The sequence below is a fragment of the Halorubrum sp. SD626R genome (genome assembly GCF_001261915.1).
Lineage (GTDB): Archaea > Halobacteriota > Halobacteria > Halobacteriales > Haloferacaceae > Halorubrum.
On sequence record NZ_CVRT01000141.1, the window covers coordinates 14,361 to 37,759 of the forward strand.

General features: G+C 68.8%; 24 protein-coding genes. 14 read left to right on the top strand and 10 right to left on the bottom strand.

The annotated features are described in order from the left end of the window. Positions 1-30: 30 nt before the first annotated feature. From SD626R_RS13660 to SD626R_RS13670, 3 genes are all read right to left on the bottom strand, one after another. Positions 31-1,683: a long-chain fatty acid--CoA ligase gene (locus SD626R_RS13660; protein WP_092566888.1), complete on the bottom strand. Its 1,653-nt coding sequence runs from the start codon at positions 1,681-1,683 to the stop codon at positions 31-33. A 523-nt stretch (positions 1,684-2,206) separates the two neighbouring features. Further along, on the bottom strand, positions 2,207-3,490 hold the full coding sequence (gene metX / locus SD626R_RS13665) for a homoserine O-acetyltransferase MetX (RefSeq protein WP_092566889.1): 1,284 nt from the start codon (positions 3,488-3,490) through the stop codon (positions 2,207-2,209). Further along, positions 3,490-4,782 (bottom strand): O-acetylhomoserine aminocarboxypropyltransferase/cysteine synthase family protein, encoded by a 1,293-nt coding sequence (locus SD626R_RS13670; RefSeq protein ID WP_092566890.1) that lies wholly within the window; start codon positions 4,780-4,782, stop codon positions 3,490-3,492. The genes metX and SD626R_RS13670 overlap by 1 nt, the downstream gene beginning before the upstream one ends. A 158-nt stretch (positions 4,783-4,940) precedes the next feature. On the opposite strand from SD626R_RS13670, the gene SD626R_RS13675 reads away from it, so the two are divergent. Continuing rightward, entirely contained in the window at positions 4,941-6,362 is a 1,422-nt protein-coding gene (locus tag SD626R_RS13675) for a RecJ family nuclease (protein WP_092566891.1), read from the top strand. Between the two features lie 35 nt (positions 6,363-6,397). Here SD626R_RS13675 and SD626R_RS13680 read toward each other — a convergent pair whose 3' ends face one another. The 5 genes from SD626R_RS13680 to SD626R_RS13695 all read right to left on the bottom strand — a co-directional run bounded on the left by SD626R_RS13680 (position 6,398) and on the right by SD626R_RS13695 (position 9,636). Further along, complete coding sequence (locus SD626R_RS13680) at positions 6,398-6,697, bottom strand: DUF8036 family membrane protein (RefSeq protein WP_092566892.1); 300 nt, start codon at positions 6,695-6,697, stop codon at positions 6,398-6,400. Next, the gene (locus SD626R_RS13685; protein WP_092566893.1) at positions 6,694-6,975 is read right to left on the bottom strand and encodes an ArsR/SmtB family transcription factor; all 282 of its coding nucleotides are present in this window, start codon (positions 6,973-6,975) and stop codon (positions 6,694-6,696) included. The genes SD626R_RS13680 and SD626R_RS13685 overlap by 4 nt, the downstream gene beginning before the upstream one ends. A 112-nt stretch (positions 6,976-7,087) precedes the next feature. After that, positions 7,088-8,656: a molybdopterin-dependent oxidoreductase gene (locus tag SD626R_RS13690; protein ID WP_092566894.1), complete on the bottom strand. Its 1,569-nt coding sequence runs from the start codon at positions 8,654-8,656 to the stop codon at positions 7,088-7,090. Positions 8,657-8,659: 3 nt separating this feature from the next. Continuing rightward, a complete protein-coding gene (locus SD626R_RS16930) occupies positions 8,660-8,821 on the bottom strand; it encodes a hypothetical protein (RefSeq protein ID WP_158298340.1) in 162 nt (53 codons plus the stop codon). A gap of 251 nt (positions 8,822-9,072) precedes the next feature. Continuing rightward, on the bottom strand, positions 9,073-9,636 hold the full coding sequence (locus tag SD626R_RS13695; protein ID WP_092566895.1) for a HalX domain-containing protein: 564 nt from the start codon (positions 9,634-9,636) through the stop codon (positions 9,073-9,075). A 145-nt stretch (positions 9,637-9,781) separates the two neighbouring features. Between SD626R_RS13695 and SD626R_RS13700 the strand changes: the two genes are divergently transcribed. Further along, entirely contained in the window at positions 9,782-10,513 is a 732-nt protein-coding gene (locus SD626R_RS13700; RefSeq protein WP_092566896.1) for an RAD55 family ATPase, read from the top strand. Between the two features lie 54 nt (positions 10,514-10,567). Here the strand turns inward: SD626R_RS13700 and SD626R_RS13705 are convergent, their stop codons facing one another. After that, complete coding sequence (locus tag SD626R_RS13705) at positions 10,568-10,903, bottom strand: helix-turn-helix domain-containing protein (protein ID WP_092566897.1); 336 nt, start codon at positions 10,901-10,903, stop codon at positions 10,568-10,570. Positions 10,904-11,089: 186 nt separating this feature from the next. Here SD626R_RS13705 and SD626R_RS13710 point away from each other — a divergent pair, with 186 nt between their 5' ends. From SD626R_RS13710 to SD626R_RS13720, 3 genes are all read left to right on the top strand, one after another. Beyond that, entirely contained in the window at positions 11,090-11,428 is a 339-nt protein-coding gene (locus SD626R_RS13710) for a hypothetical protein (protein ID WP_092566898.1), read from the top strand. Between the two features lie 372 nt (positions 11,429-11,800). Continuing rightward, the gene (locus SD626R_RS13715; protein ID WP_092566899.1) at positions 11,801-12,367 is read left to right on the top strand and encodes an archaellin/type IV pilin N-terminal domain-containing protein; all 567 of its coding nucleotides are present in this window, start codon (positions 11,801-11,803) and stop codon (positions 12,365-12,367) included. A gap of 79 nt (positions 12,368-12,446) precedes the next feature. Continuing rightward, positions 12,447-13,106: a DUF7500 family protein gene (locus SD626R_RS13720; protein ID WP_092566900.1), complete on the top strand. Its 660-nt coding sequence runs from the start codon at positions 12,447-12,449 to the stop codon at positions 13,104-13,106. 14 nt (positions 13,107-13,120) lie between these two features. Here the strand turns inward: SD626R_RS13720 and SD626R_RS13725 are convergent, their stop codons facing one another. Continuing rightward, positions 13,121-13,582, bottom strand: a complete 462-nt coding sequence (locus tag SD626R_RS13725) for a zinc ribbon domain-containing protein (RefSeq protein ID WP_092566901.1) — start codon at positions 13,580-13,582, stop codon at positions 13,121-13,123. Positions 13,583-13,848: 266 nt separating this feature from the next. Here SD626R_RS13725 and cheY point away from each other — a divergent pair, with 266 nt between their 5' ends. The 9 genes from cheY (at position 13,849) to flaJ (ending at position 23,205) form a co-directional block, all read left to right on the top strand. Continuing rightward, complete coding sequence (gene cheY, locus SD626R_RS13730) at positions 13,849-14,205, top strand: chemotaxis protein CheY (protein ID WP_092566902.1); 357 nt, start codon at positions 13,849-13,851, stop codon at positions 14,203-14,205. Next, positions 14,205-15,410 carry a chemotaxis protein CheC gene (locus SD626R_RS13735; RefSeq protein ID WP_092566903.1) on the top strand — a complete coding sequence of 402 codons (1,206 nt, stop codon included), beginning with the start codon at positions 14,205-14,207 and terminating at the stop codon, positions 15,408-15,410. The genes cheY and SD626R_RS13735 overlap by 1 nt, the downstream gene beginning before the upstream one ends. Next, entirely contained in the window at positions 15,407-15,979 is a 573-nt protein-coding gene (locus SD626R_RS13740) for a chemotaxis protein CheD (RefSeq protein ID WP_092566904.1), read from the top strand. Before SD626R_RS13735 ends, SD626R_RS13740 begins: the two co-directional genes overlap by 4 nt. A gap of 133 nt (positions 15,980-16,112) precedes the next feature. Beyond that, positions 16,113-17,993, top strand: a complete 1,881-nt coding sequence (locus SD626R_RS13745) for a FlaD/FlaE family flagellar protein (RefSeq protein WP_092566905.1) — start codon at positions 16,113-16,115, stop codon at positions 17,991-17,993. Then, positions 17,983-18,444 carry an archaellum stator protein ArlF gene (locus tag SD626R_RS13750; RefSeq protein WP_092566906.1) on the top strand — a complete coding sequence of 154 codons (462 nt, stop codon included), beginning with the start codon at positions 17,983-17,985 and terminating at the stop codon, positions 18,442-18,444. Before SD626R_RS13745 ends, SD626R_RS13750 begins: the two co-directional genes overlap by 11 nt. Beyond that, a complete protein-coding gene (locus tag SD626R_RS13755; protein ID WP_092566907.1) occupies positions 18,445-18,936 on the top strand; it encodes an archaellum stator protein ArlG in 492 nt (163 codons plus the stop codon). It begins immediately after the preceding gene. A 4-nt stretch (positions 18,937-18,940) separates the two neighbouring features. Continuing rightward, positions 18,941-19,690, top strand: a complete 750-nt coding sequence (locus tag SD626R_RS13760; RefSeq protein ID WP_092566908.1) for an archaellum protein ArlH — start codon at positions 18,941-18,943, stop codon at positions 19,688-19,690. A 75-nt stretch (positions 19,691-19,765) separates the two neighbouring features. Beyond that, a complete protein-coding gene (locus tag SD626R_RS13765) occupies positions 19,766-21,439 on the top strand; it encodes a type II/IV secretion system ATPase subunit (RefSeq protein WP_092566909.1) in 1,674 nt (557 codons plus the stop codon). A gap of 29 nt (positions 21,440-21,468) precedes the next feature. Next, positions 21,469-23,205 (top strand): archaellar assembly protein FlaJ, encoded by a 1,737-nt coding sequence (flaJ, locus tag SD626R_RS13770; RefSeq protein ID WP_092566910.1) that lies wholly within the window; start codon positions 21,469-21,471, stop codon positions 23,203-23,205. The last annotated feature ends 194 nt before the right edge of the window (positions 23,206-23,399 follow it).

Consider the following 23,399-nt stretch of genomic DNA (forward strand, 5'->3'; position numbering starts at 1 on the left):
GGATCGGCGGCGGCCGCGCTCAGTTCGGCCCTACTCCTGTTCCGGCGCGTCCTCCTCCGGGACCGCTCCCTCGACGAGCGACTGGTCGGCGTACCGCTCGCGGAGGTCCTTCTTCGAGAACTTCCCGGTGGCGGTCTTGGGCACCTCGTCGATGAACTCCACCGCGTCCGGTACCCACCACTTCGGGTACTCCTCGCGGAGGCCGGCCTCGATCTCCTCGACTAAGGCCTCGCGGTCGACGCCGTCGGCCGCGACGACGAACGCGACCGGGCGCTCCTGCCAGCGCTCGTGGGGGACGCCCACGACGGTCGCCTCGCTCACGCCGTCGTACGCCATGATCGCGTTCTCCAGCTCGACGCTGGAGATCCACTCGCCGCCCGACTTGATCACGTCCTTCGTGCGGTCGACGAGCTGGAGGTAGCCGTCCTCGTCGACGGTGACCACGTCGCCGGTCTTCAGCCAGCCGTCGACGAACTCCGCCTCGCTGGCCTCCGGGCGGGCGAAGTACTCCTTCGTGACCCACGGGCCGCGGATCCGGAGCTCGCCGAAGTCCTCGCCGTTCCACGGCACTTCCTCGCCGTCCTCGTCGATCACCTCGAACTCCAGGCCGGGGACGACGAGCCCCTGCTTCGACCGCTTGTCGACCTGCGTCTCGTAGTCGGCGTCGCGCAGGTCGCTCGTGAGGTGCGAGACGGTGCCGATCGGCGAGAGCTCCGTCATCCCCCACGCGTGGAGCAGCTCGACGCCCCGGTCGTCGTACCACTCGATCAGCGCCCGCGGCGCGGCCGCGCCGCCGACGATCACGGTGTCGAGCGTCGAGAGGTCCACCTCGTTCCCCGCCTCGATGTACTCGCGCAGGCCGAGCCACACCGTCGGGACGCCCGCGGAGACCGTCACGCCCTCCTCCTCGATGAGCGCCGCGAGGTCGGCCGGGTCCGGTGACGGACCCGGGTAGACGTGCTTCGCTCCCGCCGCGGTCGCGGTGAACGGCATCCCCCACGCGTTGACGTGGAACATGGGGACGACCGGCATGACCACGTCGGAGTCCTCCATCGGGATCCCCTGCGGCGTCTGGGAGGCCATCGTGTGGCTCCACAGCATCGACTGGGTGTACTCGACGCCCTTCGGTTTGCCCGTGGTTCCGGAGGTGTAACAGAGGCCGGCGGGCTGGTCGCCGTCGAGTTCGGGCCAGTCGTACTCTGTCGGCTGGTCCGCGATAAACTCCTCGTACGGGACGGCGTCGAGCTCGTCGATCTCGGTCGAGCCCATGACCACGAAGTCGACGTCGGCGAAGTCCTCGGCGCCCTCGGCCGCGCCGGCGAGCTTCCCCGCGAGCGACGGGTCGACGAAGACGATCTCGTCGGCGGCGTCGTCGACGATGTACCGGATATGCTCGTCCGGCAGGAGGGGGTTGATCGTGTGGAGCTGCGCGCCGCTGCTCGGGACGCCGAAGTACGTCTCGAAGTGCCGGGTGTGGTTCCAACAGAACGTCGCGACCCGATCGCCGCGTTCGATCCCGTGCTCGTCTAAGGCGTTCGCCAGTTGCGCCGTCCGGTCGGCGTACTCGGCGTAGGTGTGTCGCGTCCGTCCCTCGTGCGTCCGCGAGACGATCTCGGTGTCGGAGTACAGTCGTTCGGCGCGCCACAGGAACGGTCGGAGCGTCTGCGCGTGTCCACCTGGCATACCTCACACACCACGGATTCGAGAACTATGAACATTCGCATCATTGATAGTGATGATTCGGCGGCGTGAGAGACGCGTCCGGGACTCGGGCGCTCGTATATAAACAGTTGCTGACGGATCGCCGAATACCACTCCCAAAACCCCAGCCGCTCGGTTATAATTGATTACCGGTGACTCCGCAGTGAACACCGCCAAAGCCCCAACCACTCGGTTATATGTGACCGACTACGCCGCGGAGAACACCGCCAAAGCTCCAGTCACGAGAACTCGCGCGGCTGGGTGCGCTCCTCGCTCGTTCGCTCCGCTCACTCACTGTGGTGCTTCCGTCGCCGTGCTTCGTCCTCGCGACTGCCCCTTTGAGTCCCACCCGGCCGCACCGCAACAGCACAGCCTCACGCCTCCCCAGCCTCGTCGGCCGGCCTCCGCTTCGCTCCGGCCGCCCGACTCCCTCGCACGCGCTCCTCGCGCCCTGCGGGCGCTCGGAGGCGCGCGCCGGCCACACAATGGTGTTTAAATCAGTCCGCTATCCCCGGAAGAGGCTCGCGTGGACCGGCGCGTGGTCCGACTCGGGGCGCGCGGACGCCTCGTCCTCACCGCCGTCGTCAGAGACGGCTCGGCCCTCGACCCCCTCTGCGAGGAAGTCGCGGAGCGGCGGCCCGACGTGTTCGGGCTCGACGAGGAACGCGTCGTGGCCGTGGTCGGAGTCGATCACGTGGTGGGCGACGGGGACGTCGCGGTCGCGGAAGGCGGTCGCGAGCGACGCGGACTGCTCGACGGTGAAGTGCCAGTCGGCGGTGAAGCTCAACAGGAGCGCCTCGCCCTCGAAGGCGGCGAGCGCGTCGGCGTCGGTGCCGTGGCCCGCGGAGAGGTCGTACTCGTCCATCGCGCGCGTGAGGTAGAGGTAGCTGTTGGCGTCGAAGCGCTCGCTGAACCCCTCGGCCTGGTAGTCGAGGTACGACTCCACCTCCCGGTACGGGAAGAAGGCCGCCGTCGGCTCCGGCGGCAGCCCGAGGTCGCCCTCCTCGCGCGTCAGCGAGTCCCGGCCCGCGGAGCGCCGGCCGAACTTGCGCTCCATCGAGGCCTTCGAGAGGTACATGATGTGGCCGATCTGGCGGGCCAAGGCGAGTCCCTCGTCGGGGGAGGGCCGGTCCTCGCCGTAGTAGTCGCCGCCGTTCCAGTGTTTGTCCGCGCGGATCGCCCGGCGCGCGACCGCGTCGAGCGCGAGGCACTGGGCGTCGAGCCGCCCGGCGGTCGCGATGGCGACGACTCGGTCGACGTCGTCCGGGTAGCGCTTCGCCCACTCCAAGACGTTCATCCCGCCGACGCTGCCGCCGACGACGGCGCGCAGCCGGCCGACGCCGAGCTGGTCGAGCAGGCGCCGCTGCGCGCGCGCCCAGTCCTCGACCTGCACGGGCGGGAAGGCGGTCCCCCACCGGTCGTGGTCGGGCTCGTCGGGGAGGTCGAGGTCGGCGGGGCGCTCGCTCGTCGGGCCGGTCGTGCCGTAACAGGAGCCGGGGACGTTCGCGCAGACGACGAAGTACTCCGTCGTGTCGATCGCCTTCCCCGGGCCGACGATGTCGTCCCACCAGGCGCGGGCCTGCCCGGCCTGCCCCGCGTCCCCCTCCGGCGACGGCGAGCGCGCGACGTTCTGGCTCCCGGTGAGCGCGTGACAGATCAGCACGACGTTGTCGCCGTCGAACTCTCCGTGCGTCTCGTAGGCCATCTCGAGGTCCGGGACCGACTGGCCGCACTCGAACGTGAACTCGCCGAGCGAGACGATCCCCGTCTCCGAGGGCGTGGCGCTCATCAGTTCCCCCCGGCGGCGCGCTCGCCCGCCGCCAGCCCGCGGTCGAGGTCGTCGATCACGTCGTCCGCGTCCTCGATTCCGACGGAGAGCCGGAGCATCTCCGGGTAGACGCCGGCGAGGCGCTGCTGCGTCTCGTCCATCTGGGCGTGCGTCGTGGAGGCCGGGTGGATGACGAGCGTCTTCGCGTCCCCGATGTTCGCGAGGAAGCTCGTCAGGTCGACGGCCTCGCAGAACGTCTTGGCGGCCTCGTAGCCGCCGTCGACGCCGAACGTGACCATGCCCCCGAAGCCGTCGAGATATTCGGCCGCGTTGCCGTGGCTCTGGTGGTCCTCGAAGCCGGGGTACGCCACCCAGTCGACCCGGTCGTCGTCGCGGAGGAACTCGGCGACGGTCCGGGCGTTCTCGCAGTGACGCTCCATCCGGAGCGGGAGCGTGTTAAGCCCCTGGATCGTCTGCCACGCGTCGAAGGGCGACTGCTGGCCGCCGGTCGGCCGCACCCCGCGCTGGCGGGCGACGTTCGCGAAGGCGGCGTCGCCGAACTGCTCGGTGAAGTCGATCGGGAACGCCGGCGACTCGCCGTCGAGCTCGTCGTAGTCCGCGTCGGGGTGGTCCCACGGGAACTGCCCGCCGTCGACGAGGACGCCGCCGACAGTGGTCCCGTTGCCGGTGATCCACTTCGTCGTCGACTCCCAGGTGATGTCGGCGCCGTGCTCGAACGGCCGACAGAGGTACGGGGTCGCGAACGTGTTGTCGACGACGAGCGGGACCGCGTTGTCGTGGGCGATCTCGGCGAGCCGCTCGAAGTCGGGGGTGACGAGCGAGGGGTTCGCGATCGTCTCCACGTGGACGAACGCGGTGTCCTCGTCGATCACGTCCGCGTACGCCTCGTAGTCGAGGGTGTCGACGAGCCGGGCCTCGACCCCGCGGCGGTTCGCGATGCTCGTGAGGTACGCGGCCGTGCCGCCGTACATCTCGGAGCTGGCGACGACGTTGTCGCCCGCGCTCGCGAGGACGGTCGTGATGGCGTCGAAGGCGGCCATCCCCGAGCCGGTCGCGACCGCGTCCGTGCCGCCGGAGAGATCGGCGAGGCGGTCTTCGAGGACACCCACGGTCGGGTTGGAGAGCCGGGAGTAGATGTGGCCCTCCGCCCGGAGCGCGTACATCTCCGCCGCCGTGTCCGCGTCGTCGAAGACGAAGGAGGTCGTCTGGTGGATCGGGGTCGCGCGCGACCCGGTCGCCGGGTCGGGCTCGGCGCCGGCGTGGAGACTCCGGGTGTTGAACCCACGTGTCATGTGTCTAGTGCATATATCTCAATATATCTATAACCGTCAGTTACGGCAAGTGATGCCTCGGCCTGCGTCGGAGCGGCGAGATCGACCCGAGTGCGGTCGTCTCTCGCCGCCCCCACCGAAGCGTGAGTTTATCCCCGATCGCGAGCCAACGGTCGGTAATGGCAGTGGCCGATCTCCCCGTGCCGGACCTCGCCGAGCGCGCGAGCGCCTGCGCCGACCGCCTCCGCGCCGCCGACCGGGTGCTGCTCGCGTCCCACATCGACGCCGACGGGCTCACAAGCGGCGCGATCGCCTCGCAGGCGCTCGCGCGCGCCGGGATCGACCACGAGGTCGTCTTCGAGAAGCAGCTGGACGCCGAGTCGATCGCGGGGATCGCCGCCCGCGAGTTCGACGTGGTGCTGTTCACCGACTTCGGCTCCGGCCAGCTCGACGCCATCGGCGAGCACGAGGACCGCGGCGACTTCGTCCCCGTGATCGCCGACCACCACCAGCCGGCCGACCGCGACACCGAGTTCCACCTCAATCCGCTGTTGGAGGGAATTAACGGGGCGAGCGAGCTGTCGGGCGCCGGCGCGAGCTACGTCCTCGCCCGGGCGCTGGAGGGGCCCGACGGCGACAACCGCGACCTCGCCGCGCTGGCGGTCGTCGGCGCCGTCGGCGACATGCAGGACTCCGACGGCGGGCTCGTCGGCGCCAACGAGGCGATCGTCGCCGACGGCGTCGACGCCGGCGTCATCGAGGCGCGCACCGACCTGGACCTGTACGGGAGACAGACGCGTCCGCTGCCGAAGCTGCTGGAGTACGCCTCGGACGTGAAGATCCCCGGCGTCTCGAACGACGAGGCGGGGGCCATCGCCTTCCTCACCGACCTCGACGTCGACGTGAAACGCGACGGGGAGTGGCGCCGCTGGGTCGACCTCGACGGGGGGGAGCGGCAGACGATCGCCTCCGCCCTGATGCGCCGCGCCGTCGCATCCGGGGTTCCCGCGGACCGGATCGAGGCGCTCGTCGGCACCTCCTACACCCTCGTCGACGAGGAGCCCGGCACGGAGCTGCGGGACGTGAGCGAGTTCTCCACGTTGCTCAACGCCACCGCCCGGTACGAGCGCGCCGACGTGGGGCTCGCGGTGTGTCTCGGCGACCGCGATGACGCCCTCGCCGAGGCGCGGCGACTCCTCCGGAATCACCGCCGGAACCTCTCCGAGGGGCTCCAGTGGGTGAAGACGGAGGGCGTCACGGACGAAGCGCACCTCCAGTGGTTCGACGCCGGCTCGCGGATCCGCGAGACGATCGTCGGCATCGTCGCCGGGATGGCGATCGGCTCGCCAGCGGTCGACCGCTCGAAGCCCGTGATCGCGTTCGCGGAGGAGAGCGCCGAGAAGCTGAAGGTGTCCTCGCGGGGGTCACACAGCCTCGTGCGCCAGGGGCTCGACCTCTCGTCGGTGATGCGCGAGGCGAGTCAGGCCGTCGGCGGCGACGGCGGCGGCCACGACGTGGCCGCGGGCGCGACGATCCCGATCGACGAGCGCGACGCGTTCCTCGCCGAGGCGGATCGGCTGGTCGGCGAGCAGCTCGCGTGAGGCGGTCCGGGAGGGAGAACCGCGACCGAACCCGGTCACTTCAGCGTCGCGTAGGCGAGCAGCGACACCGCGAGCAGTTCGAGCACGCGCATCCCGAGCACGACCCGTCCGACGAGCGGATCCATCGCGTACAGCGTCCGCATGCTGCTGAAAAAGAAGGCGATGGAGACGAGGTTCTCGACCAGCAGGACGGCGCTGAACCCCAGCAGCCCCAGGAGTAGCGTCGAGCCGAACTCCCGGTAGTTGTCGAGCCAGACCGCGGCTAACACCGCCAGCAGCGCGCTGTTGATCCCGGTGATCAGGATGCCGAAAACGGTGGGGGTAGCGGGGTTCATCCGGCGTCCACCTCCGACGTGATCTCCTCGAACGCGTCCGCGTGGCGCTCGAAGCGGTCGGTCAGGAAGTAGAGCTTCCCGTAGTCGTGGTCGCTCGGCTCGACGACGTCGTGGTCTTGCAGCATCTCTAGGTGGTGGGTGACCGTGTTGTAGTCGACGTCCAGTTCCTCCGCGAGCTCGTTCGCGTTCCGGGGGCGGGCGCGGAGTTCCCGGACGATCCGGACCCTGTTGGCGCCACCGCGGCTCGCGACGAACAGGTACCACAGGGCCTTCTCCATCTGGCGTACTGTTGTGTTGGGGTGATGATAAAAGTCGTTTCGACCCGAACGGAGGGCCGGTGAGCGTCGCGGGGCGGCGGTTCGGGAGCGGGGTCCCGCGGCGGTCGACGCGTCAGCCGACCGTTCGGCGGACCCAGCCGGACGACCCGGTCGGGGACGGGTCGGAGCGCTCTCGGATCTGGCGGTTCCCTTCGCCGTCGACCGCGCGGACGACGACCTCGTGCGTGCCGTCGGGGTCGAAGACGTGGCGCCACTGCCGCCAGACGTCGGCGTCCGGGAGGGGGTCGGAGAGGGCGGCGTCGGTCCACGAGTCGCCGCCGTCGGTCGAGACCTCGACCCGGTCGATCCCGCGCGTTCCGGCGTACGCGTGGCCGGCGAGTTCGATCCGGCCGTCTCCGAGCTCGGAGATCCCCTCGCCCCAGAGCTTGGCGACCGTCTTCACCTCGCCGGTGCCCTCCCAGCCGCGCTCCTCCCAGTAGCCGTCCTCCTCGACGTTCAGCAGCTCGATCTCCGAGAGCCACTTCACGTTCGTCTCGCCCCAGTGGCCCGGGATCAGGACCCGGACCGGGTGGCCGTGACCCGACGGGAGCTCCTTCCCGTTCATCCCCCACGCGAGGAATCCCTCAGCGAGGACGTCGACCGGGAACTGTACGTAGTACCCGTCCTCGCCGCGCAGCATCGCGCAGTCGCAGTCTCCCTGCGGGTCGACGGATTCGAGCAGCGGGCGGATCGGGGTCCCCGTCCAGACGGCGTTGTCCAGCTTCCGGCCGTTCAGGTCCTCGCCGACACACCGGAGCGTCACCGCGCGGTGTTCGACCGGTCGGTCGATCAGTTCGTCGAACGTGACCGTCCGTTCGGCACCGGTCTCGCCGGTGAACGTCAGCGACCACTCGGTCGCGGCGACCTCCGGGTCGAACTCCGCGATGTCGACGTTGTAGAACTCCCCGATCGGGCTCACCATGCCGTGGAGGTCGTCGCTCTCGACCGCCAGCGAGGCCGAGTCGAGCGCTTCGAGGCGTGCGGTCGCGCCCTCGGACCGCGGGGCGTCGGCGAGCGTCTCGTCGTCGCCCCCGAGCGACCGCCGACCGACGACCGCCGCCGCGGCGAACCCGAGCGCCCCCGCGACGGCGCCGAGCGTCCGCCGCCGCACCGCGTCCACGGCGCCCCCCGACGGCTCCGCGACGGGGGAATCGTCCTCGGACGCAGCGGCGGACGAGGCCGGGGAGTCCGCAGTGAACGAGGCCGGAGACTCCGCGGCTGGCAGCGGCGGGAGACTGCCGACCGCGACGACCGCCGCCGCGGGGATCGCCACGCCCACCGCCTGCGTCGGATCGCCGGTCAGGCCGGCGGCGACCGGCCACGAGACGAGAGCCGTCGCCGCGGCACCGACCAGCGACCGATCGGTGCGCGCGGAGAGTTTGAGTCCGCCGAACGCGACCGCACCGAACAGCCCGATCACGGCCGCGAACGCCATCGCGATGTGGATCAGGTGTCCCGCGTCGCCGACGGTCTCGATGGCGAACGTCACGATCGGCCCGGGCGTCAGGTTGACGATGGCCTGGTCGACGGGGCGGACGACGAACGCGGGCGACCACCCCGTGACGAGGTACGAACCGGCGACCGCGGCCGTCCCGGCCGCCGCCGCGAGCAGCGCGTCTCGTCGCTCGGTAACGTCTATCATAATTTACGTCGGGGTTACAGTCACTTGAACCACGTCCTCGGCGGCCGGGGATGCGTGGCCGTCCTCACCGTCGCCCCCGCCCTCGCCGAGGCGGCCGGCGAGCGTCGGCGTCGCCAGTCCGTCGCTTGTCGCCGGGAACCCCCGCCGCGCGTCTCGGTCCGTCATATTTCCGACGAGGGCGATGACCGGGATATAGATTTTTCAATGACCGGACAACTTCGGTGCGAAGTCGGGGCGAGGTCCGTTCAAACTTCGTTCGGGATCCGGGCGCTGTCGGCGGGATACCGTCGCTATCGCCGGGATAGAAGGAGCGCCTCGGAAGTGTGAGAACCGACGGATCGGGTCTGACAACGGGTGTTAAACGGGTGGCAACGGGCGGATCGGGGCGCGAGTGAGAGCGAGAACGCGAGTGAGCGTCAGGCCTCGCCGAGGTCGCGGAACATCGCGCGGTAGTCGTCGGCCGAGAGCGACTCCCCGAGGTCGTCGATGTCGGCGTCGAGGTCCTCCAGTCGCTCGACGAGCTCGGCGTACGCCTCGTTCCCCTCGCGCTGGGCGGCGGGCTTCTGCGAACTGAGCACCGCGCGCTTGCTCGCGAGGGCCGCCGCCTCCTGGACGAGGTCGTCGTACTCGCTGCGGGTGAGAAGGGTGTCGATCGCCGCCAGCAGCTTCGAGCGGCTGACGGGCTTGGTGAGATACAGGTCGAACCCCATGTCGATGATGTCGAAGTCGGGCTCGACCGCGGTGACCATCGCGACTCGGCAGTCGTGGCCGGCCTCGCGGATGTGTTCGAGCACGTCGTCGCCGCTTCCGTCCGGGAGCCGGCGGTCGAGAAGCACCACGTCGACGGCCTCGTCGACCCGGTCGATCGCCTCCGCGGCGGTCTCGGCGCGGTCGACATCGTACCGCCCTTCGAGGAAGCCGGCGTACAGCGCGGCGATGTCGGGCTCGTCTTCCACGACGAGGACCGAGGGGTCGCTCACCGCCGATCACCGCCGGAGTCGACGGGAGACGCTTCACCGGGCATACAGGAATGGGCGGCGTGTCGAGAAATAAAGCTGTCGCCGTCGGTCCGGCCGGTCGCGTCGGATCGTCTTTTATATACTCCCGTCGCCAATGGTGGGACGAATGTCAGAACTCGTCTCCACCGGGGTCGAGGGGCTCGACTCGATCCTCACCGGCGGCATCACGGAGCGGTCGACGGTACTCGTCTCCGGGAACCCCGGGACCGGCAAGAGCATCTTCGGAATTCAGTACCTCCACCACGGCGTCACGGAACACGGCGAACGCGGCGTCTACGTCTCCTTCGAGGAGGACGAGGCGGACATCCGCGGCGCCGCGGAGTCGATCGGTCTCGACGGGTTCGGCGACGCCGTCGACAGCGGCGACATCGTGATCTTGGACAAGCGGGAGATGCTCCGCGAGACCGACTTCTCGACGGCGGTCGACCGGCTGCTCGACACGATCGAGGACGGCGACTTCGACCGGCTGGTGCTCGACTCGCTGTCGATGTTCCAGCTCTTCTTCGACGCCGAACAGGAGAAGCGGACGTACCTCCTGAAGTTCTCCGACATCCTCAAGGGGAACGGGCTGACCTCGCTGCTCATCAACGAGCAGGGCGCCGTCTTCCCCGACACCGAGGTCGGCCTGGAGAACTTCCTCACGGACGGGAACATCTACTTCATTCAGACGCCGACAGACTCGGGCGTGAACCGGTACGTCTGGGTGGCGAAGATGCGGAAACAGGACATCGACACCGACATCTTCCCGATGGAGATCGGCGAGGGCGGGATCACCGTCCACGAGCGGGCCGGCGGGTTCTCGATGATGGGCGGCTCTGACAACCAGCCGTCGTTCTGAGCCGGAACGGAACGGAAGCGGACGGCGCGGGGGGGGGAACGTCGCGGGAGGGTACTACTTCGACGAGAGGTCGCGCCACACGTCGTCGAGCCGGTTCTTCACCGCGGAGCGCTCTTCGACCTCCACCGTGAGCCCGTCGCGGAAGTCGACCTCGACGCCGTCGACCTTCCGGCGGTACACCTTCACGCGGCGGTGCTCGTCCGAGAGCGGCCGGTCGTGGAGTTCGAGGAGGTCGGCCTCCTCCAGCTCGTTGATCCGGCGGTAACACGTCGCGATCGGAACGTCGAGCTCGTCGCTCAGGTCCTGCGCGGACATCGCGTCGCCGGTCGCCGTCAGGATGTCCGTGTTGTACTTGTTCCCGAGCACCGTGATCAGGTTATCCCCCACCATTCACGTTATCGCTGTTGATTTTTACAGCTTAAAAGGGTACCGGTGGGCGCGAGCACCGCGGACGCGGGATGGAGCGGGCGACGAGGAGCGAGCGGCCGTCGGCGGCGCCGCGAGCGGAAGGTGGGATGTTATCGCCGGTGATAGCCGCCACCGTGGGTTTATGTGTCGACTCCGAGGAGGGCGGGCATGGAGCTCATCGAGGGGTTGTATCTCGTGACGACCACCGTGTTGGCGGGCGCGAGCGCGACGCTGCTGGCGTTCGCGGTCGCGGCGTATCGGTCGTCGGGCCGCACCGCGATGGCGTACCTGGCCGTCGGCTTCGGACTCGTCGTCGTCGCCGCCGTCGCGACGCCGGTCGCCGCCTTTCAGACGTCGTTCGCGAACGCGCAGGCGCTGCTTCTGATCAACACCGGGCTGGTGGCCGCGTCGATGGCGCTCGTCGCCGGGAGCCTCGCCGTCTACGAGCCGGGCACGCGGGAGCTGGTGATCCCGGAGTCGGAGCTCACGCGGATTCAGGACCGATAGCGACCCGCGCCGTCAGCGAGGCACGACACGGAGGAGCGCGGCGTCGACGGCGCGGATCCGTTCTCACATCGTCCCATCGTAAGCACGGAGAGAATAGAGTAGCCACGGCACCCGCGCGATCCGGTTCGGGAATCGTCGGCGGATCGCCCGGCATCGGGACGCACACTCGCTGCAGCCCAGATATCGGATTCGATAACCGGATCGAGAAGTCGTTGATAATTGCAGAAATTATTTTCGTGAAATTAATCCGATAATCGCATGACTGCAGTGGTTTATCAGGTTGGATAATCGGCGCGAAGTCTTTAATAGGGAAATCCCACTCCGTATTGGTAACGCCCGCCGGGCAGGCCGGGGGCCGACGGAAAACAACCAATGTTCGAAAACATACTCGACGAGGAAGAGCGCGGGCAAGTGGGGATCGGGACCCTCATCGTGTTCATCGCGATGGTGCTGGTGGCGGCGATCGCCGCCGGCGTCCTGATCAACACGGCCGGCTTCCTTCAGACGCAGGCGGAGGCAACGGGCGAAGAAGCATCATCACAGGTTGGCGACCGGATCGAAGTCCAGAGTGCGGCCGGTGTGACTATTAGTAATCAAAGCGTCTCCGAAGTCAATGTTACTGTTTCGAAGTCACCCGGTGCGAACAACATCGATCTAGAAGAGGTCACCTACGAGGCAGTAACTAATAGTAACGTTAATCAGGCTGTTCTCAATAACAGCGACATATCCGCTCTCACTGCTGAGTCAAGTGGCAACAATGTAATCACTGATCAAAGTGATCGGTATATCATCACGTTTGATGCTGATGCTGACTTCGGTAGCGATCTCGGGGGCGGCGATCGTGTGACGCTCACGTTCACTACAGCCTCTGGCGCATCTACCGTGGAAGAGCTCCGTGTGCCTGACTCGCTGGTTGATCGTAGTGCTGTGTCGCTGTAACGAGCAGTAAGCAGTAGCAAGCTCCTGGCGGATCCTTCCGCCCGGAACACCTATTTTCTCGCGCGACCACGGCTACGCCATGAGCGACCGCGACGCACCGGCGGCCGACCCGGACGCCCCGCCGGCCGACCCCGACGAGCTCGACTTCACCGACGACGAGAGCGTCGTCGAGATCGGGGACAGCCGGTACGTCGTCGGGACGAACGGGCGTCCCAACATTCGCCGGGCGCAGCCGGACCAGCGTCCCGGGGACGAGACGGGGTTCACGGCCGCGGACCCGGAGAGCGCGGCCGAGCGGCGACCGCCGGATCCGGGGCGCGGTCAGAGAGGCGCGGCGGGCGGCGGTGGCGCGAGCCCTCCGCAGGACGACCGCGGCCCATCACAGGTCGACCGGCAGGCGGTGAGCCGGTGGCTGGCGAACTCCTTCGACGGCGACGGGTTCGCCTACGGGATCGACGCGACGCTCCACGCCGACGGCGACACCAGTCGCCAGCGGATGGTGTCGAACGACGTGACGGCGACGTTCGACTCGCTCGTGACGTGGTTCGCGTCGAACGCGGGCCCGAGCTCGCCGACGCCGGAGGCGCTCGGGCTGCTGCTCGTCGCGAGCGAGACGACGGTCGACGTGCCCCCGGTGGCGATCAAGCGGTTCGCCGCGAGCCAGGGACTCACGGCGAGCGACAGTATCGGTGACCTCGTCCGCGCCGCGGAGGAGGCGGGCGGGTTCCGGATCGAGTGAGGCGGAGCCCGTCGTTACAAGAGGAACAGCAGCGCCGCGCCGATCAGGACGAGCACCGCGTACAGCCCGGCCATCACCTCGCGTTTCAGCGGGCTCCCGAGCGGCTCCGCCGTCAGGCGGCGGACCGGCGGGAGGATCGCGATCCCGCCGAGAATGAGGGGGAACGCACCGATCTGCGGGACGAGCGTGAGCGCGACGACGACCGTCCCGTACCCGGCGACGTAACAGCCCCGCCGCCAGAGCTGTTCCCTGTCGGTGAGCTCCTCGGTCGAGAGGAAGCCGTCGCCGTCGTCGCCGGCGGATCCATCGCCGAATCCGTCCCCGCCCCCGCCCGAGTCGCCGGCGATCTGCTGTGCCTGTCGCTGCACGTACTCGTCGAGCTCCTCGGCGGCCGCCTCGGTCTGGGGGGCGCCGCAGTCGACGCAGTAGCTGGCCTCGTCGTCGATCGACGACTCGCACCGGGGACAGGTCTTCATCCTCATGGGAACCGGACCGCGGTCGGTCTTAACTCTTCGGGGCTCGGCCGGCGGTCGAACACCGTTGCCGTCGGTCGATTCTGTCCGAGTCGGGTCGCGACAACCGACCCGAGTTCTCCGAAACGATAATCCGGTGCGGGCGTTGGAGTCGCCGGCCGCCCTCGCGGTTCCCCGTTCGTCGCTCGGCGTCGCGGGCGAGTCCGTTCTCAGTGCTGAGAACCGCGGGGGAGCCGTTAAGTGACCGCTGACCCGCCTTCGAGACAACCATGGCAACGCGCGTGCTCATCGCGGACGACTCGGAGTTCATGCGGAACCTCCTCCGGGAGATACTGGAGGGGGAGTTCGAGATCGTCGGCGAGGCCGAAAACGGCGTGGAGGCGGTTAACATGTACGAGGAGCACGGCCCCGACCTCGTGATGATGGACATCGTCATGCCGATCCGCGACGGGATCGAGGCGACGACGGAGATCCTCGAAGAGAACCCGGGAGCGACGGTGATCATGTGTACCAGCGTCGGCCAGGAGGAGAAGATGAAGGCCGCCATCAAGGCCGGCGCGGAGGGGTACATCACGAAGCCGTTCCAGAAGCCGAACGTGCTCGACGCCATCGGATCGGCGGTATAATGCGGGTCGACGTCCGGGCGCTCGGCGCGTGCAACCGCTTGGCGGAGCGCGGGGCCGAGCAGGCCGCCGGCGCGCTCTCGGACCTCACGGGGACCGACCTCGCGGTGGAGGTCACGGGCGCGAGCGTCGCCAGCGGCGAGGACCTCGCCGAGGCGTTCGCGGGCCGCGAGTCGATCGGCGTGAGCGTCGGGCTCCGCGGCGGGCTGGAGGGCGAGGCGGTGCTCGCGTTCGACGCCGCCAACGTCGACGCGCTGCTCTCGCTGTTACCCGGCGGCGCGTCGATGGAGCGCAGCGCGGTGACCGAGGTCGGTAACATCGCGCTCGGCGGCTTCCTCGACGGCTGGGCGAACTACCTCGGGAAGGCGATCGACATGTCGCCGCCGCGGTACTTCGAGGCCGACGGCGCCGCCGTCCTCCCCGACGGGGCGCTCGCCGGCGACGGCGTCTTCCTCTTCGAGAGCCGGCTGGACGCGACGACGACCGACCTCGACTTCTCCATCTACATGCTGCCGGACTCCGGGCCGTTCCGCGACCTCGTCGTCGGGAAGACGGCGCCGGCCGCGACCGCGGGGGCGGAGGCGGCTGCCGGAGGCGGGGACGCCGCCGGGGGTAGCACCGCGGTCCCGTACGAGTCGCTGTCGACGTTCGCGTCGCTAGCGAAGCGGGGGTCGGCGAACGCCGCCGACAACATCTCGATGATGACCGGGCTCGACACGACCGTCGACGTGAGTCGGCTGCGGTTCGTCCCGCTCGCCGACGTGCCCGCGGAGGTCGGCGTCGAGCCGCACGCGGGCACCGTCTTCGAGCTCCAAGGAGAACCGAGCGGCTATCTCGCGATCCTCTTCGAGGAGGAGTCGGCGGCGGCGATCGCGGAGTCGATGCTCCCGAGCGAGCCGGACGAGCCGCTCGGGGGGATGGCGGAGAACGCGCTCTGCGAGCTCGGCAACGTGATGACGAGCGGGTTCATCGACGGCTGGGCGAACGTGCTCGGCACCTCGATCACCCACTCGCCGCCGGAGTTCGTCCACGACATCGGCTCGGCGACCATCAGCCCGCTGGTCGCCAAGCTGAGCCGCCGGCAGGACTACGGGTTCGTGATCGACGCCGCGATCCAGACGGAGGGCCTCCAGGCGCGGTGCGACGTGTACGCGCTCCCGGACGAGCGCGAACTGGCGCGGGCCCTCGACCGCCTCTCGGAGACGTGAGCCACCCTTCGTCGTCCCGCGGCCGCGGGTCGCGGGACCGCGACGACGGCGGCGGCGACGGGTATCGCGAGGCGAGCGGGACCGGACGCGGGGACGCCGCCGAGCGCCGGATCAAGGTCGGCGTCGGCGAACTGGCCGTCGCGACCGACGGGGAGACGCTGACGACGAGCGGGCTCGGCTCCTGCGTCGCGGTCGCGCTCGTCGACGAGCGGGCGGGCGTCCGCGGACTCCTCCACGCGATGTTACCGACGAGCGACGAGGAGCGGACGGCCGCCGCCCGCCGGGGGAAGTACGTCGACGCGGGTATCGACGCGCTCGTCGACGACCTCGTCGCGGCCGGCGCGGCGCCCGACCGGCTGGAGGCGCGCGTCGCCGGCGGCGCCGAGATGCTCGACCTCACCGACGCCGTCGGCCCGCGGAACGTCGAGCGGGCCGAGCGCCGCCTCGCCTCGGCGGGCGTCCCCATCGTCGCCAGCGACGTCGGCGACGGCGTCGGTCGCACCGTCCGGTTCGGGCGGGACGGCGGGCTCGTCGTCCGGGCGGCCGACGGGTTCGAGCGCACCCTCTGAGCGGCGCCCCGCGGCGTGCGCTCTCCGCCCCGCACGAGCGGGGGGCGCGCCCGCCGTCGGGGAGCGCGCCGTCTTCTCACTGATGATATTTTGAGGGGTGAATTGAAGTGTGTTCTGCGGGTCGTACTCGGTAATGGGCCTCGAACTACCGGTGTGGGGAGCTCCAACGGCCGCCTGGACAGTCGCCACGCTGGGGCTCGTCGGTGCGAGCGTCCTCGACCGCTTCCTCGACGACGACGGCTCCGACGACGACTCCGGGGGCGCGGGCGGCGACGACGATCCCTTCGGCGGCGGGATGAGCGGCGGCGGAGGGATGGGCGGTGGCGGGATGGACGGCGGCGGCGACGGCTTCGACGACTTCGACGGGATGGACGACTTCGACGGGATGGACGACTTCGACGACGGCGGTGGCGGCGGCGCCGCCGGCGCCGACACCGACGAGCTGGAGAAGCGGCTCGACGACCTGGAGAACGAGGTCGCCTCGCTCTCCTCGACGGTGTCCACGGTCCGGTCGGAGAACGAGGAGATCTCGGCCGCGGTCGACGACATCGAGGAGGACGTCCGGAACCTGCTCGACATCTACGAGATGGTCACTCGCGGGATCAACCCCTTCGTCGACGACTCCAGCGGCTTCGATAGCGTCAACGGCGGCGGCGAGGGATCCTTCGGGCTCTTCGACGGCGAGGAGGAAGCGGAGGAGGCCGACGGGCTCGACGAGGACGTCGCGAGCGCCGACGCCGACGGCTTCTTCGACGATGAGATGCTCGACGACGAGTTCGACGACGGGGACGACGAGTTCGGCGAGCTGGACGGGGAACCGGACGACGACCACACGGACGACGGCGACTCCGCCGACGCCGCGTCCGAGACCGCGGCGGCGGACGAGGGAGACGACATGAACGACGACGGAAAGAGCTTCAGCGAACTGAAAGAGGAGTACGACGCCGGGGAGGCCGACTGGGCCGACGAGGAGGGGGGCGACGGCGACGCCGGCGCTCCCGCGGACGGGGACCCGTTCGACGACGGGGACGACTCGTTCGACGACGACCTCGGCGACGAGACGGACCCCTTCGACGACGGTCTCGGCGACGACGTCGAGTCGTTCGACGAGGGGGCGGACGGCTTCGAGGAGGAGCCCGCGGGCGACGCCGACCCCGCGACGAACGGCCACGGGCCGGAGCCCGAACCGGAACCCGAGCCCGAACCGGAACCCGAGCCCGAACCGGAGCCGGCGGCGGGCCGCACGCGCGGCCCGCGCCCCGGTGGCGACCCGGCCGAGGCGAACGGCGACGGCTTCGAATACGTCGGCGAGGACGACCTCTCCGGGGGGCGCGGGAAGCCGTACCTCACGGAGCTCCCCGGCGACTACGTCGGCGACCTCCTCGTGATGGAGTGGCTGGAGTTCCTCGTCTCCGAGAGCGACGTCACCGACGCGGTCCGCGCGATCAACTACTACGAGCGCATCGAGTGGGTCGGCCCCGAGGCCGCGGCGCGGCTCCGCGACTTCCTCTCCGGGTTCGGCACGATCGACCGCAACCTCGTCGACCGGCCGGGGACCGACCGGCTGGTCCGCGAGCACCACACGCGCAGCCTCCGGTACGTGACCCAGCTCAACGGGACGAGCGGCCACCTCCTCCTGCTCGACCGGTGGGACGACCTCGCCGGCGGCTCGCTGGTCGGCGGCGGCCCGCCGCCGGTCGGCGGACGCGACCGCGGTCGAGGCCGCGGCCGACGCGAGGACCGCGGTGGCCGGCAACGCGGCGAGCGCGACGGGCGCCGGCGCGACGACCCCGCGGAGCCCCGAGCGAACGGCCACGCCGACGCGGGACGGCGCGACGAGCGGTCCGGACGCGACGAGGGGCGGGCGAACCGCGACGAGGGACGAGCGAACCGCGGTGGCGACCGACCAGAGGGACGCGATCGGAACGGCGGCTCCCCGCGACCCATGAACGACCCGAACCCGCGTTCCGACCGCGTCGACCCGGCCGACGGAGGGTGGGGCGATGGGCGTTAGCGTCTCCGCGTCGACGGCCATCATCGTCGCGGGGCTGTTCTTCGCGTTCACCGCGTTCTACCCCGTCGCGGCCAACGGGTTCGACCGCGTCACCGACGCGCAACAGGGTATCCAGGAGCGCTCGCTGGAGCGGCAGAACACCGATTTCGCCGTGACGAACGCGACGTACGACGGCTCGACGCTAACGGTCGAGGCGACCAACGACGGCTCGGTCGGGCTCGTCGCGAGCGACGCGACCCTCGTCGTCGACAACGAGTACGTCGACGTGGGCGGGGAGGTCGCGGACACGACCGTCGACGGCGACGCCGACACCGAGCTCTGGCTCGGCGGCGAGACGCTGACGGTGACCGTGGCGGAGACCGACCTCTCGACCGACGTGGTCGGCGGCGAGACCCGCGTCGTCCTCGTCGTCGAGTCCGGCGTCCGCGACGCCGCGGAGGTGAGCGCGTAGATGGCCAGCGTTCCGGTCTCCCACCTCATCCTGTTCATCGCGAGCCTCGTGATCGCCGCGGGGGTCGTCGGCACCATCACGACCGGCGTCGACCGCGTGAGCGCGGCCGTCGAGGACGCCGGGATCGACGCGACCGAGCAGCTCCGGACCGACGTGACGATCATCTCCGACGCGAGCGCCGGGGTGTACAACGAGAACGGGAACGAAAACGTGACGCTGTTGATAAAGAACACCGGGACGCAGCGGCTCAGCCCCGACGGCTCCGGTCTCGACATCGTCTTTAACGGAAGATACGTCCCGCCGAACGCGACCGACGGCGAGCTCGTCTCGGCCGGCGACGGCGCGGCGTGGGACCGCGGCGACGTGCTGCGTCTCACGATCGACGTGAACCAATTAGAGGGGACGAGCGACGGGCTCGCCGCGGGCACCGACCACCGGGTGTACCTCACGGTGAACGGCGACGAGGAGCTGTTCCAGTTCCGGGTGGAGTGATCCGATGCCACACGATAACCTACTCTCGATCGGACTCGGCGAGCGCGACCGGCTGAACAAGGAGCTCGGCGGGGGGATCCCCCGCGGCAGTATCGTCCTCATGGAGGGCGACTACGGCGCCGGGAAGAGCGCTATCTCCCAGCGGTTCGCCTACGGGCTCGTCGAGGAAGGGGCGTCCGTCACGCTGATGTCGACGGAGCTCACCGTGCGCGGGTTCATCGACCAGATGCACTCGCTGGAGTACGACATGGTGAAGCCGCTGTTGAACGAGGAGCTGCTCTTCCTCCACGCCGACTTCGACTCCGGCGGCGCGTTCTCCGACGGCGACGGCGAGCGCAAGGAGCTGCTCAAGCGGCTAATGGACGCGGAGGCGATGTGGAACTCCGACGTGATCTTCCTCGACACGTTCGACGCCATCTTCCGGAACGACCCGACGTTCGAGGCGCTCGTCCGGAAGAACGAGGAGCGGCAGGCCGCCCTGGAGATCATCTCCTTCTTCCGCGAGATCATCTCGCAGGGGAAGGTGGTCGTGCTCACCGTCGACCCCTCGGCGGTCGACGACGACGCGATCGGCCCGTTCCGGTCGATCGCCGACGTGTTCCTCCAGTTGGAGATGATCGAGGTCGGCAACGACATCCGCCGGCAGATCAACGTGAAGCGCTTCGCGGGCATGGGCGAACAGGTCGGCGACACGATCGGGTTCTCGGTCCGGTCGGGCACCGGGATCGTCATCGAGAGCCGGAGCGTCGCCTGAACAGATGAGCGCGTCGACGCAGGGCCGTCCCGAGGTCGGGACGCGACCGATCCGACAGGAGGCACGGCGTAGACCATGACCGAACACGGAACCGCGAAACCGTCGGAAGAGCTCCGGAAGGCCGCCATGCGGCGGCCGCACCTCCGGGAACACCTCCGGGAGTTCAAACAGATCACCGGGGAGTTCCCGCAGTTCATCGAGGAGCCGAAAGACGAGTACGAGTCCAACCGGCCGAACGTCATCTACCCCGTCGGCGGGCCGATCTACAGCCACATCTACGGCGACCTCGGGCAGGACACGAAGTACTACGCCATCGAGCCGGAGCTGTCCGGCCCGCAGGCGGAGATCCTCGACGAGGTGAAAAACCGGCTGCTCACGGTGAGCGGCCAACACACGGCCCCGGATAACGAGGCGGAGTACGACGACCTCATCGAGGAGCTGTTAGAGGGAGTCACGCACATCGACGAGCAGAACGGCGGCCTCCGCGGCAACCTCTCGAAAGTCCTCAACATGGGGAAACTCTCTATCACGGAGGAGACCTACGAGAACATCCGCTACCGGCTCAACCGCGACATCGTCGGGCTCGGCCCTCTCGAACCGATCATGCGTGACCCGGCCAACGAGGACATCCACGTCATCGGCCCCAAGGAGTGTCACGTCGACCACGGAACGTTCGGTATGCTAGAGACCACCGTCGACTTCGGCACCCCGCAGGAGTTCGACAACTGGCTGCGCAACATGGGCGAGCGGATGGGCGACCCGCTCTCCGACTCCGATCCGATCGTCGACTCCACGCTCCCCGACGGCTCCCGTATCAACATCATCTACTCCGACGACGTCTCGCTGAAGGGGTCCTCGCTCACGATCCGGCAGGGCGACGAGGTGCCGCTGTCGATCAATCAGATCACCCACTGGGGGACGCTCTCGCCGCAGCTGTCGGCGTACCTCTGGCTCTGTCTGGAGAACGAACAGACCGTGTTCGTGGTCGGGGAGACCGCGTCCGGGAAGACGACGACGCTGAACGCCATCCTCTCGTACATCCCCGACGACTCGAAGATCTACACCGCGGAGGACACCGCCGAGGTCATCCCGCCGCACAGCACCTGGCAGCAGCTGCTGACCCGCGAGGGCGGCGGCGAGGGCTCCTCCGACGTCGACATGTTCGACCTCGTCGCCGCCGCGCTGCGGTCGCGGCCAGACTACATCATCGTGGGCGAGGTCCGGGGCGCAGAGGGGCGCATGGCGTTCCAGGCGGCCCAGACCGGGCACCCGGTCATGCTGACGTTCCACGCGTCCGACATCGTCTCGATGATCCAGCGGTTCACCTCCGAGCCGATCAACGTCCCGGAGACGTTCATGGACAACGCCGACGTGGCGCTGTTCCAGAACCGGGTGAAGCAGGGCGACGACGTGCTCCGGCGGGTGACGAGCGTCCAGGAGATCGAGGGGTACTCCAAGGAGATGGAGGGGGTCGTCACCCGCGAGGTGTTCAGCTGGGACCCCGTCGAGGACGAGATCGTCTTCCAGGGGATGAACAACTCCTACGTGCTCGAAGAGCAGATCGCGACGCTGCTGGGGTACGCAGACACGCGCGACATCTACGACGACCTCGAGTTCCGCGCGGAGCTCATCGAGCGGATGATCCAGGAGGGAATCCTCGGCTACCACGAGGTGAACGACGCGATCAACTCCTTCCAGCGCGACGGCGTCGAGGGGCTCCCCTTCGACATGCACCGGAACGTCGGGTGAGCCGACGATGAAAGGAGTCACACAGTAGCATGGCGGTGAAAGAGGTCGGCAACGGGCTCGCGACCGCGGCCGAGCTGACTTCGGCCGTCATGGAGTCGTACGACAAGCTCGACATCTCGAAGCGGAAGTACGTCGGGCTCGTGTTGATACCGGCGGTCCTCGTGTTCGGCGCGAGCGTCGTCGGGCTGTTCGTCCTCCCGCTGCCGTTCGCGGCGCGGGTCCCTGTCCCGATGTTCGGCGGGCTCGTGCTCGTCGCGGGCGTCATCTACCCGAAGATCTACCTCTCCAACCTGGAGAACCAGATCGACAATCAGCTTCACCTCGTGATGACGCACATGACCGTGCTGTCGACGACGAACATCGAGCGCATGGAGGTGTTTCGGACCCTCGCGAAGGAGGAGGAGTACGGGGCCGCGGCCGAGGAGATCGGCCGGGTCGTCCACCTCGTCGACACCTGGAACCAGAGCCTCGACGACGCGTGTCGCCGCCGGGCCGAGGAGGTCCCCTCCGACGCGATGGCCGACTTCTTCGACCGGCTCGGCTACACGATGGGGGCGGGCCAGTCGTTAGAGGAGTTCCTCGTCTCCGAGCAGGACGTCATGCTCGCGAAGTACGAGACGGTGTACGAGTCCTCGCTGGCGAACTTGGAGGTGATGAAGGACCTGTACATGTCGATGATCCTCTCGATGACGTTCGCGCTGGTGTTCGCCATCGTCCTCCCAATCTTAACCGGCAACGACCCGACGGCGACGGTGGCGGCCGTCATCGTGCTGTTCGTCTTCGTCCAGCTCGGCTTCTACGCGATGATCCGGGCGACCTCGCCGTACGACCCGATCTGGTTCCACCCGGACGAGCGCGCGCCGGGCGACCTGAAGCTGTGGGCGTCGCTGGGGATCGGCGGCGGGCTCTCCTTCGTGCTCATCGGGATCACCGCGGCCGGCATGTTCGGTTACGGCCCCGGGCTCCCCGGGCTGCTCTTCTTCATCGACGACGTCCGGCTCCCGCTGTACCTCGCGGTTCCCATCTCGCCGCTGTTCATCACCGGCGTCGTCCTCCGGAAGGAGGAACAGATGATCACGGCCCGCGACGGCGAGTTCCCCTCGTTCGTCCGGGCGCTCGGCGCCACCGAGAGCGCCAAGCAGTCGACGACGACGGACGTGCTGACCACGCTGCGCGACAAGAACTTCGGCGACCTCTCGCCCGCGATCGAACGGCTCTACCGCCGGCTCAACATGCGGATCAGCACCGAAGGCGCGTGGGAGGAATTCACGTATGACACGCGGTCGTACCTCATCCAGAAGTTCTCCGAGATGTACCTCGTCGGCCGGCGGATGGGCGGGGACCCGAAGATGCTCGGCGAGCTGATCTCGAAGAACATGAACGCCGTAAACCAGCTGCGCGAGCAGCGCCGACAGGCGGCGATGACGTTCATCGGGCTGCTGTACGGGATCACGGCGGCGGCGACGTTCGCCTTCTTCATCGGGCTGGAGATCGTCGCGATCCTGGCGGACCTGACCGCCGACTTCGGACTGCAACAGATGGACATCGGCCAGATCGTCTACCCCGGCGCGTACGACATCCCGCTGATCGAGTACCTGCTGCTCACCGTGGTGCTGTTCAACGCCGCCCTCTCCTCGCAGATGATCCGCCGGATCGACGGCGGCAACCCCGCGAACGGGTACATCCACTTCGTCCTGCTGACGTGGCTCGGCGCGGCGACCGCGATCGCGACCCGGACGCTGGTGAACGCGATCCTGTCGATTTAAGAATCGGTTCGATATGTCGGTCGGCTGTGAATGGTGCTCTCCTGCGCCCAGGGCGGTCCCCAAGCCTCGGCCGCTCGGCTGTACGTGACTGACGACTCCCCGGGGAACACCTCCAAAACCCCAGCCTCGAGGGCGACGTACGCTCGCTGTCGTTCGAGACGCCTTCGGCGTCTCGTGATGACGAGAGAGCTTTG

Bases quoted from the DNA above. Each gene is read 5' to 3' on its own strand.
- SD626R_RS13750 (WP_092566906.1), top strand. From the start codon at position 17,983: ATGGGCGTTAGCGTCTCCGCGTCGACGGCCATCATCGTCGCGGGGCTG.
- SD626R_RS13705 (WP_092566897.1), bottom strand. From the start codon at position 10,903: ATGGTGGGGGATAACCTGATCACGGTGCTCGGGAACAAGTACAACACG.
- SD626R_RS13675 (WP_092566891.1), top strand. From the start codon at position 4,941: ATGGCAGTGGCCGATCTCCCCGTGCCGGACCTCGCCGAGCGCGCGAGC.
- SD626R_RS13760 (WP_092566908.1), top strand. From the start codon at position 18,941: ATGCCACACGATAACCTACTCTCGATCGGACTCGGCGAGCGCGACCGG.
- cheY (WP_092566902.1), top strand. From the start codon at position 13,849: ATGGCAACGCGCGTGCTCATCGCGGACGACTCGGAGTTCATGCGGAAC.
- SD626R_RS13690 (WP_092566894.1), bottom strand. From the start codon at position 8,656: ATGATAGACGTTACCGAGCGACGAGACGCGCTGCTCGCGGCGGCGGCC.
- SD626R_RS16930 (WP_158298340.1), bottom strand. From the start codon at position 8,821: ATGACGGACCGAGACGCGCGGCGGGGGTTCCCGGCGACAAGCGACGGA.
- SD626R_RS13670 (WP_092566890.1), bottom strand. From the start codon at position 4,782: ATGACACGTGGGTTCAACACCCGGAGTCTCCACGCCGGCGCCGAGCCC.
- SD626R_RS13725 (WP_092566901.1), bottom strand. From the start codon at position 13,582: ATGAAGACCTGTCCCCGGTGCGAGTCGTCGATCGACGACGAGGCCAGC.
- SD626R_RS13715 (WP_092566899.1), top strand. From the start codon at position 11,801: ATGTTCGAAAACATACTCGACGAGGAAGAGCGCGGGCAAGTGGGGATC.
- SD626R_RS13710 (WP_092566898.1), top strand. From the start codon at position 11,090: ATGGAGCTCATCGAGGGGTTGTATCTCGTGACGACCACCGTGTTGGCG.
- SD626R_RS13745 (WP_092566905.1), top strand. From the start codon at position 16,113: ATGGGCCTCGAACTACCGGTGTGGGGAGCTCCAACGGCCGCCTGGACA.
- metX (WP_092566889.1), bottom strand. From the start codon at position 3,490: ATGAGCGCCACGCCCTCGGAGACGGGGATCGTCTCGCTCGGCGAGTTC.
- SD626R_RS13700 (WP_092566896.1), top strand. From the start codon at position 9,782: ATGTCAGAACTCGTCTCCACCGGGGTCGAGGGGCTCGACTCGATCCTC.
- SD626R_RS13720 (WP_092566900.1), top strand. From the start codon at position 12,447: ATGAGCGACCGCGACGCACCGGCGGCCGACCCGGACGCCCCGCCGGCC.
- flaJ (WP_092566910.1), top strand. From the start codon at position 21,469: ATGGCGGTGAAAGAGGTCGGCAACGGGCTCGCGACCGCGGCCGAGCTG.
- SD626R_RS13755 (WP_092566907.1), top strand. From the start codon at position 18,445: ATGGCCAGCGTTCCGGTCTCCCACCTCATCCTGTTCATCGCGAGCCTC.
- SD626R_RS13680 (WP_092566892.1), bottom strand. From the start codon at position 6,697: ATGAACCCCGCTACCCCCACCGTTTTCGGCATCCTGATCACCGGGATC.
- SD626R_RS13685 (WP_092566893.1), bottom strand. From the start codon at position 6,975: ATGGAGAAGGCCCTGTGGTACCTGTTCGTCGCGAGCCGCGGTGGCGCC.
- SD626R_RS13735 (WP_092566903.1), top strand. From the start codon at position 14,205: ATGCGGGTCGACGTCCGGGCGCTCGGCGCGTGCAACCGCTTGGCGGAG.
- SD626R_RS13660 (WP_092566888.1), bottom strand. From the start codon at position 1,683: ATGCCAGGTGGACACGCGCAGACGCTCCGACCGTTCCTGTGGCGCGCC.
- SD626R_RS13765 (WP_092566909.1), top strand. From the start codon at position 19,766: ATGACCGAACACGGAACCGCGAAACCGTCGGAAGAGCTCCGGAAGGCC.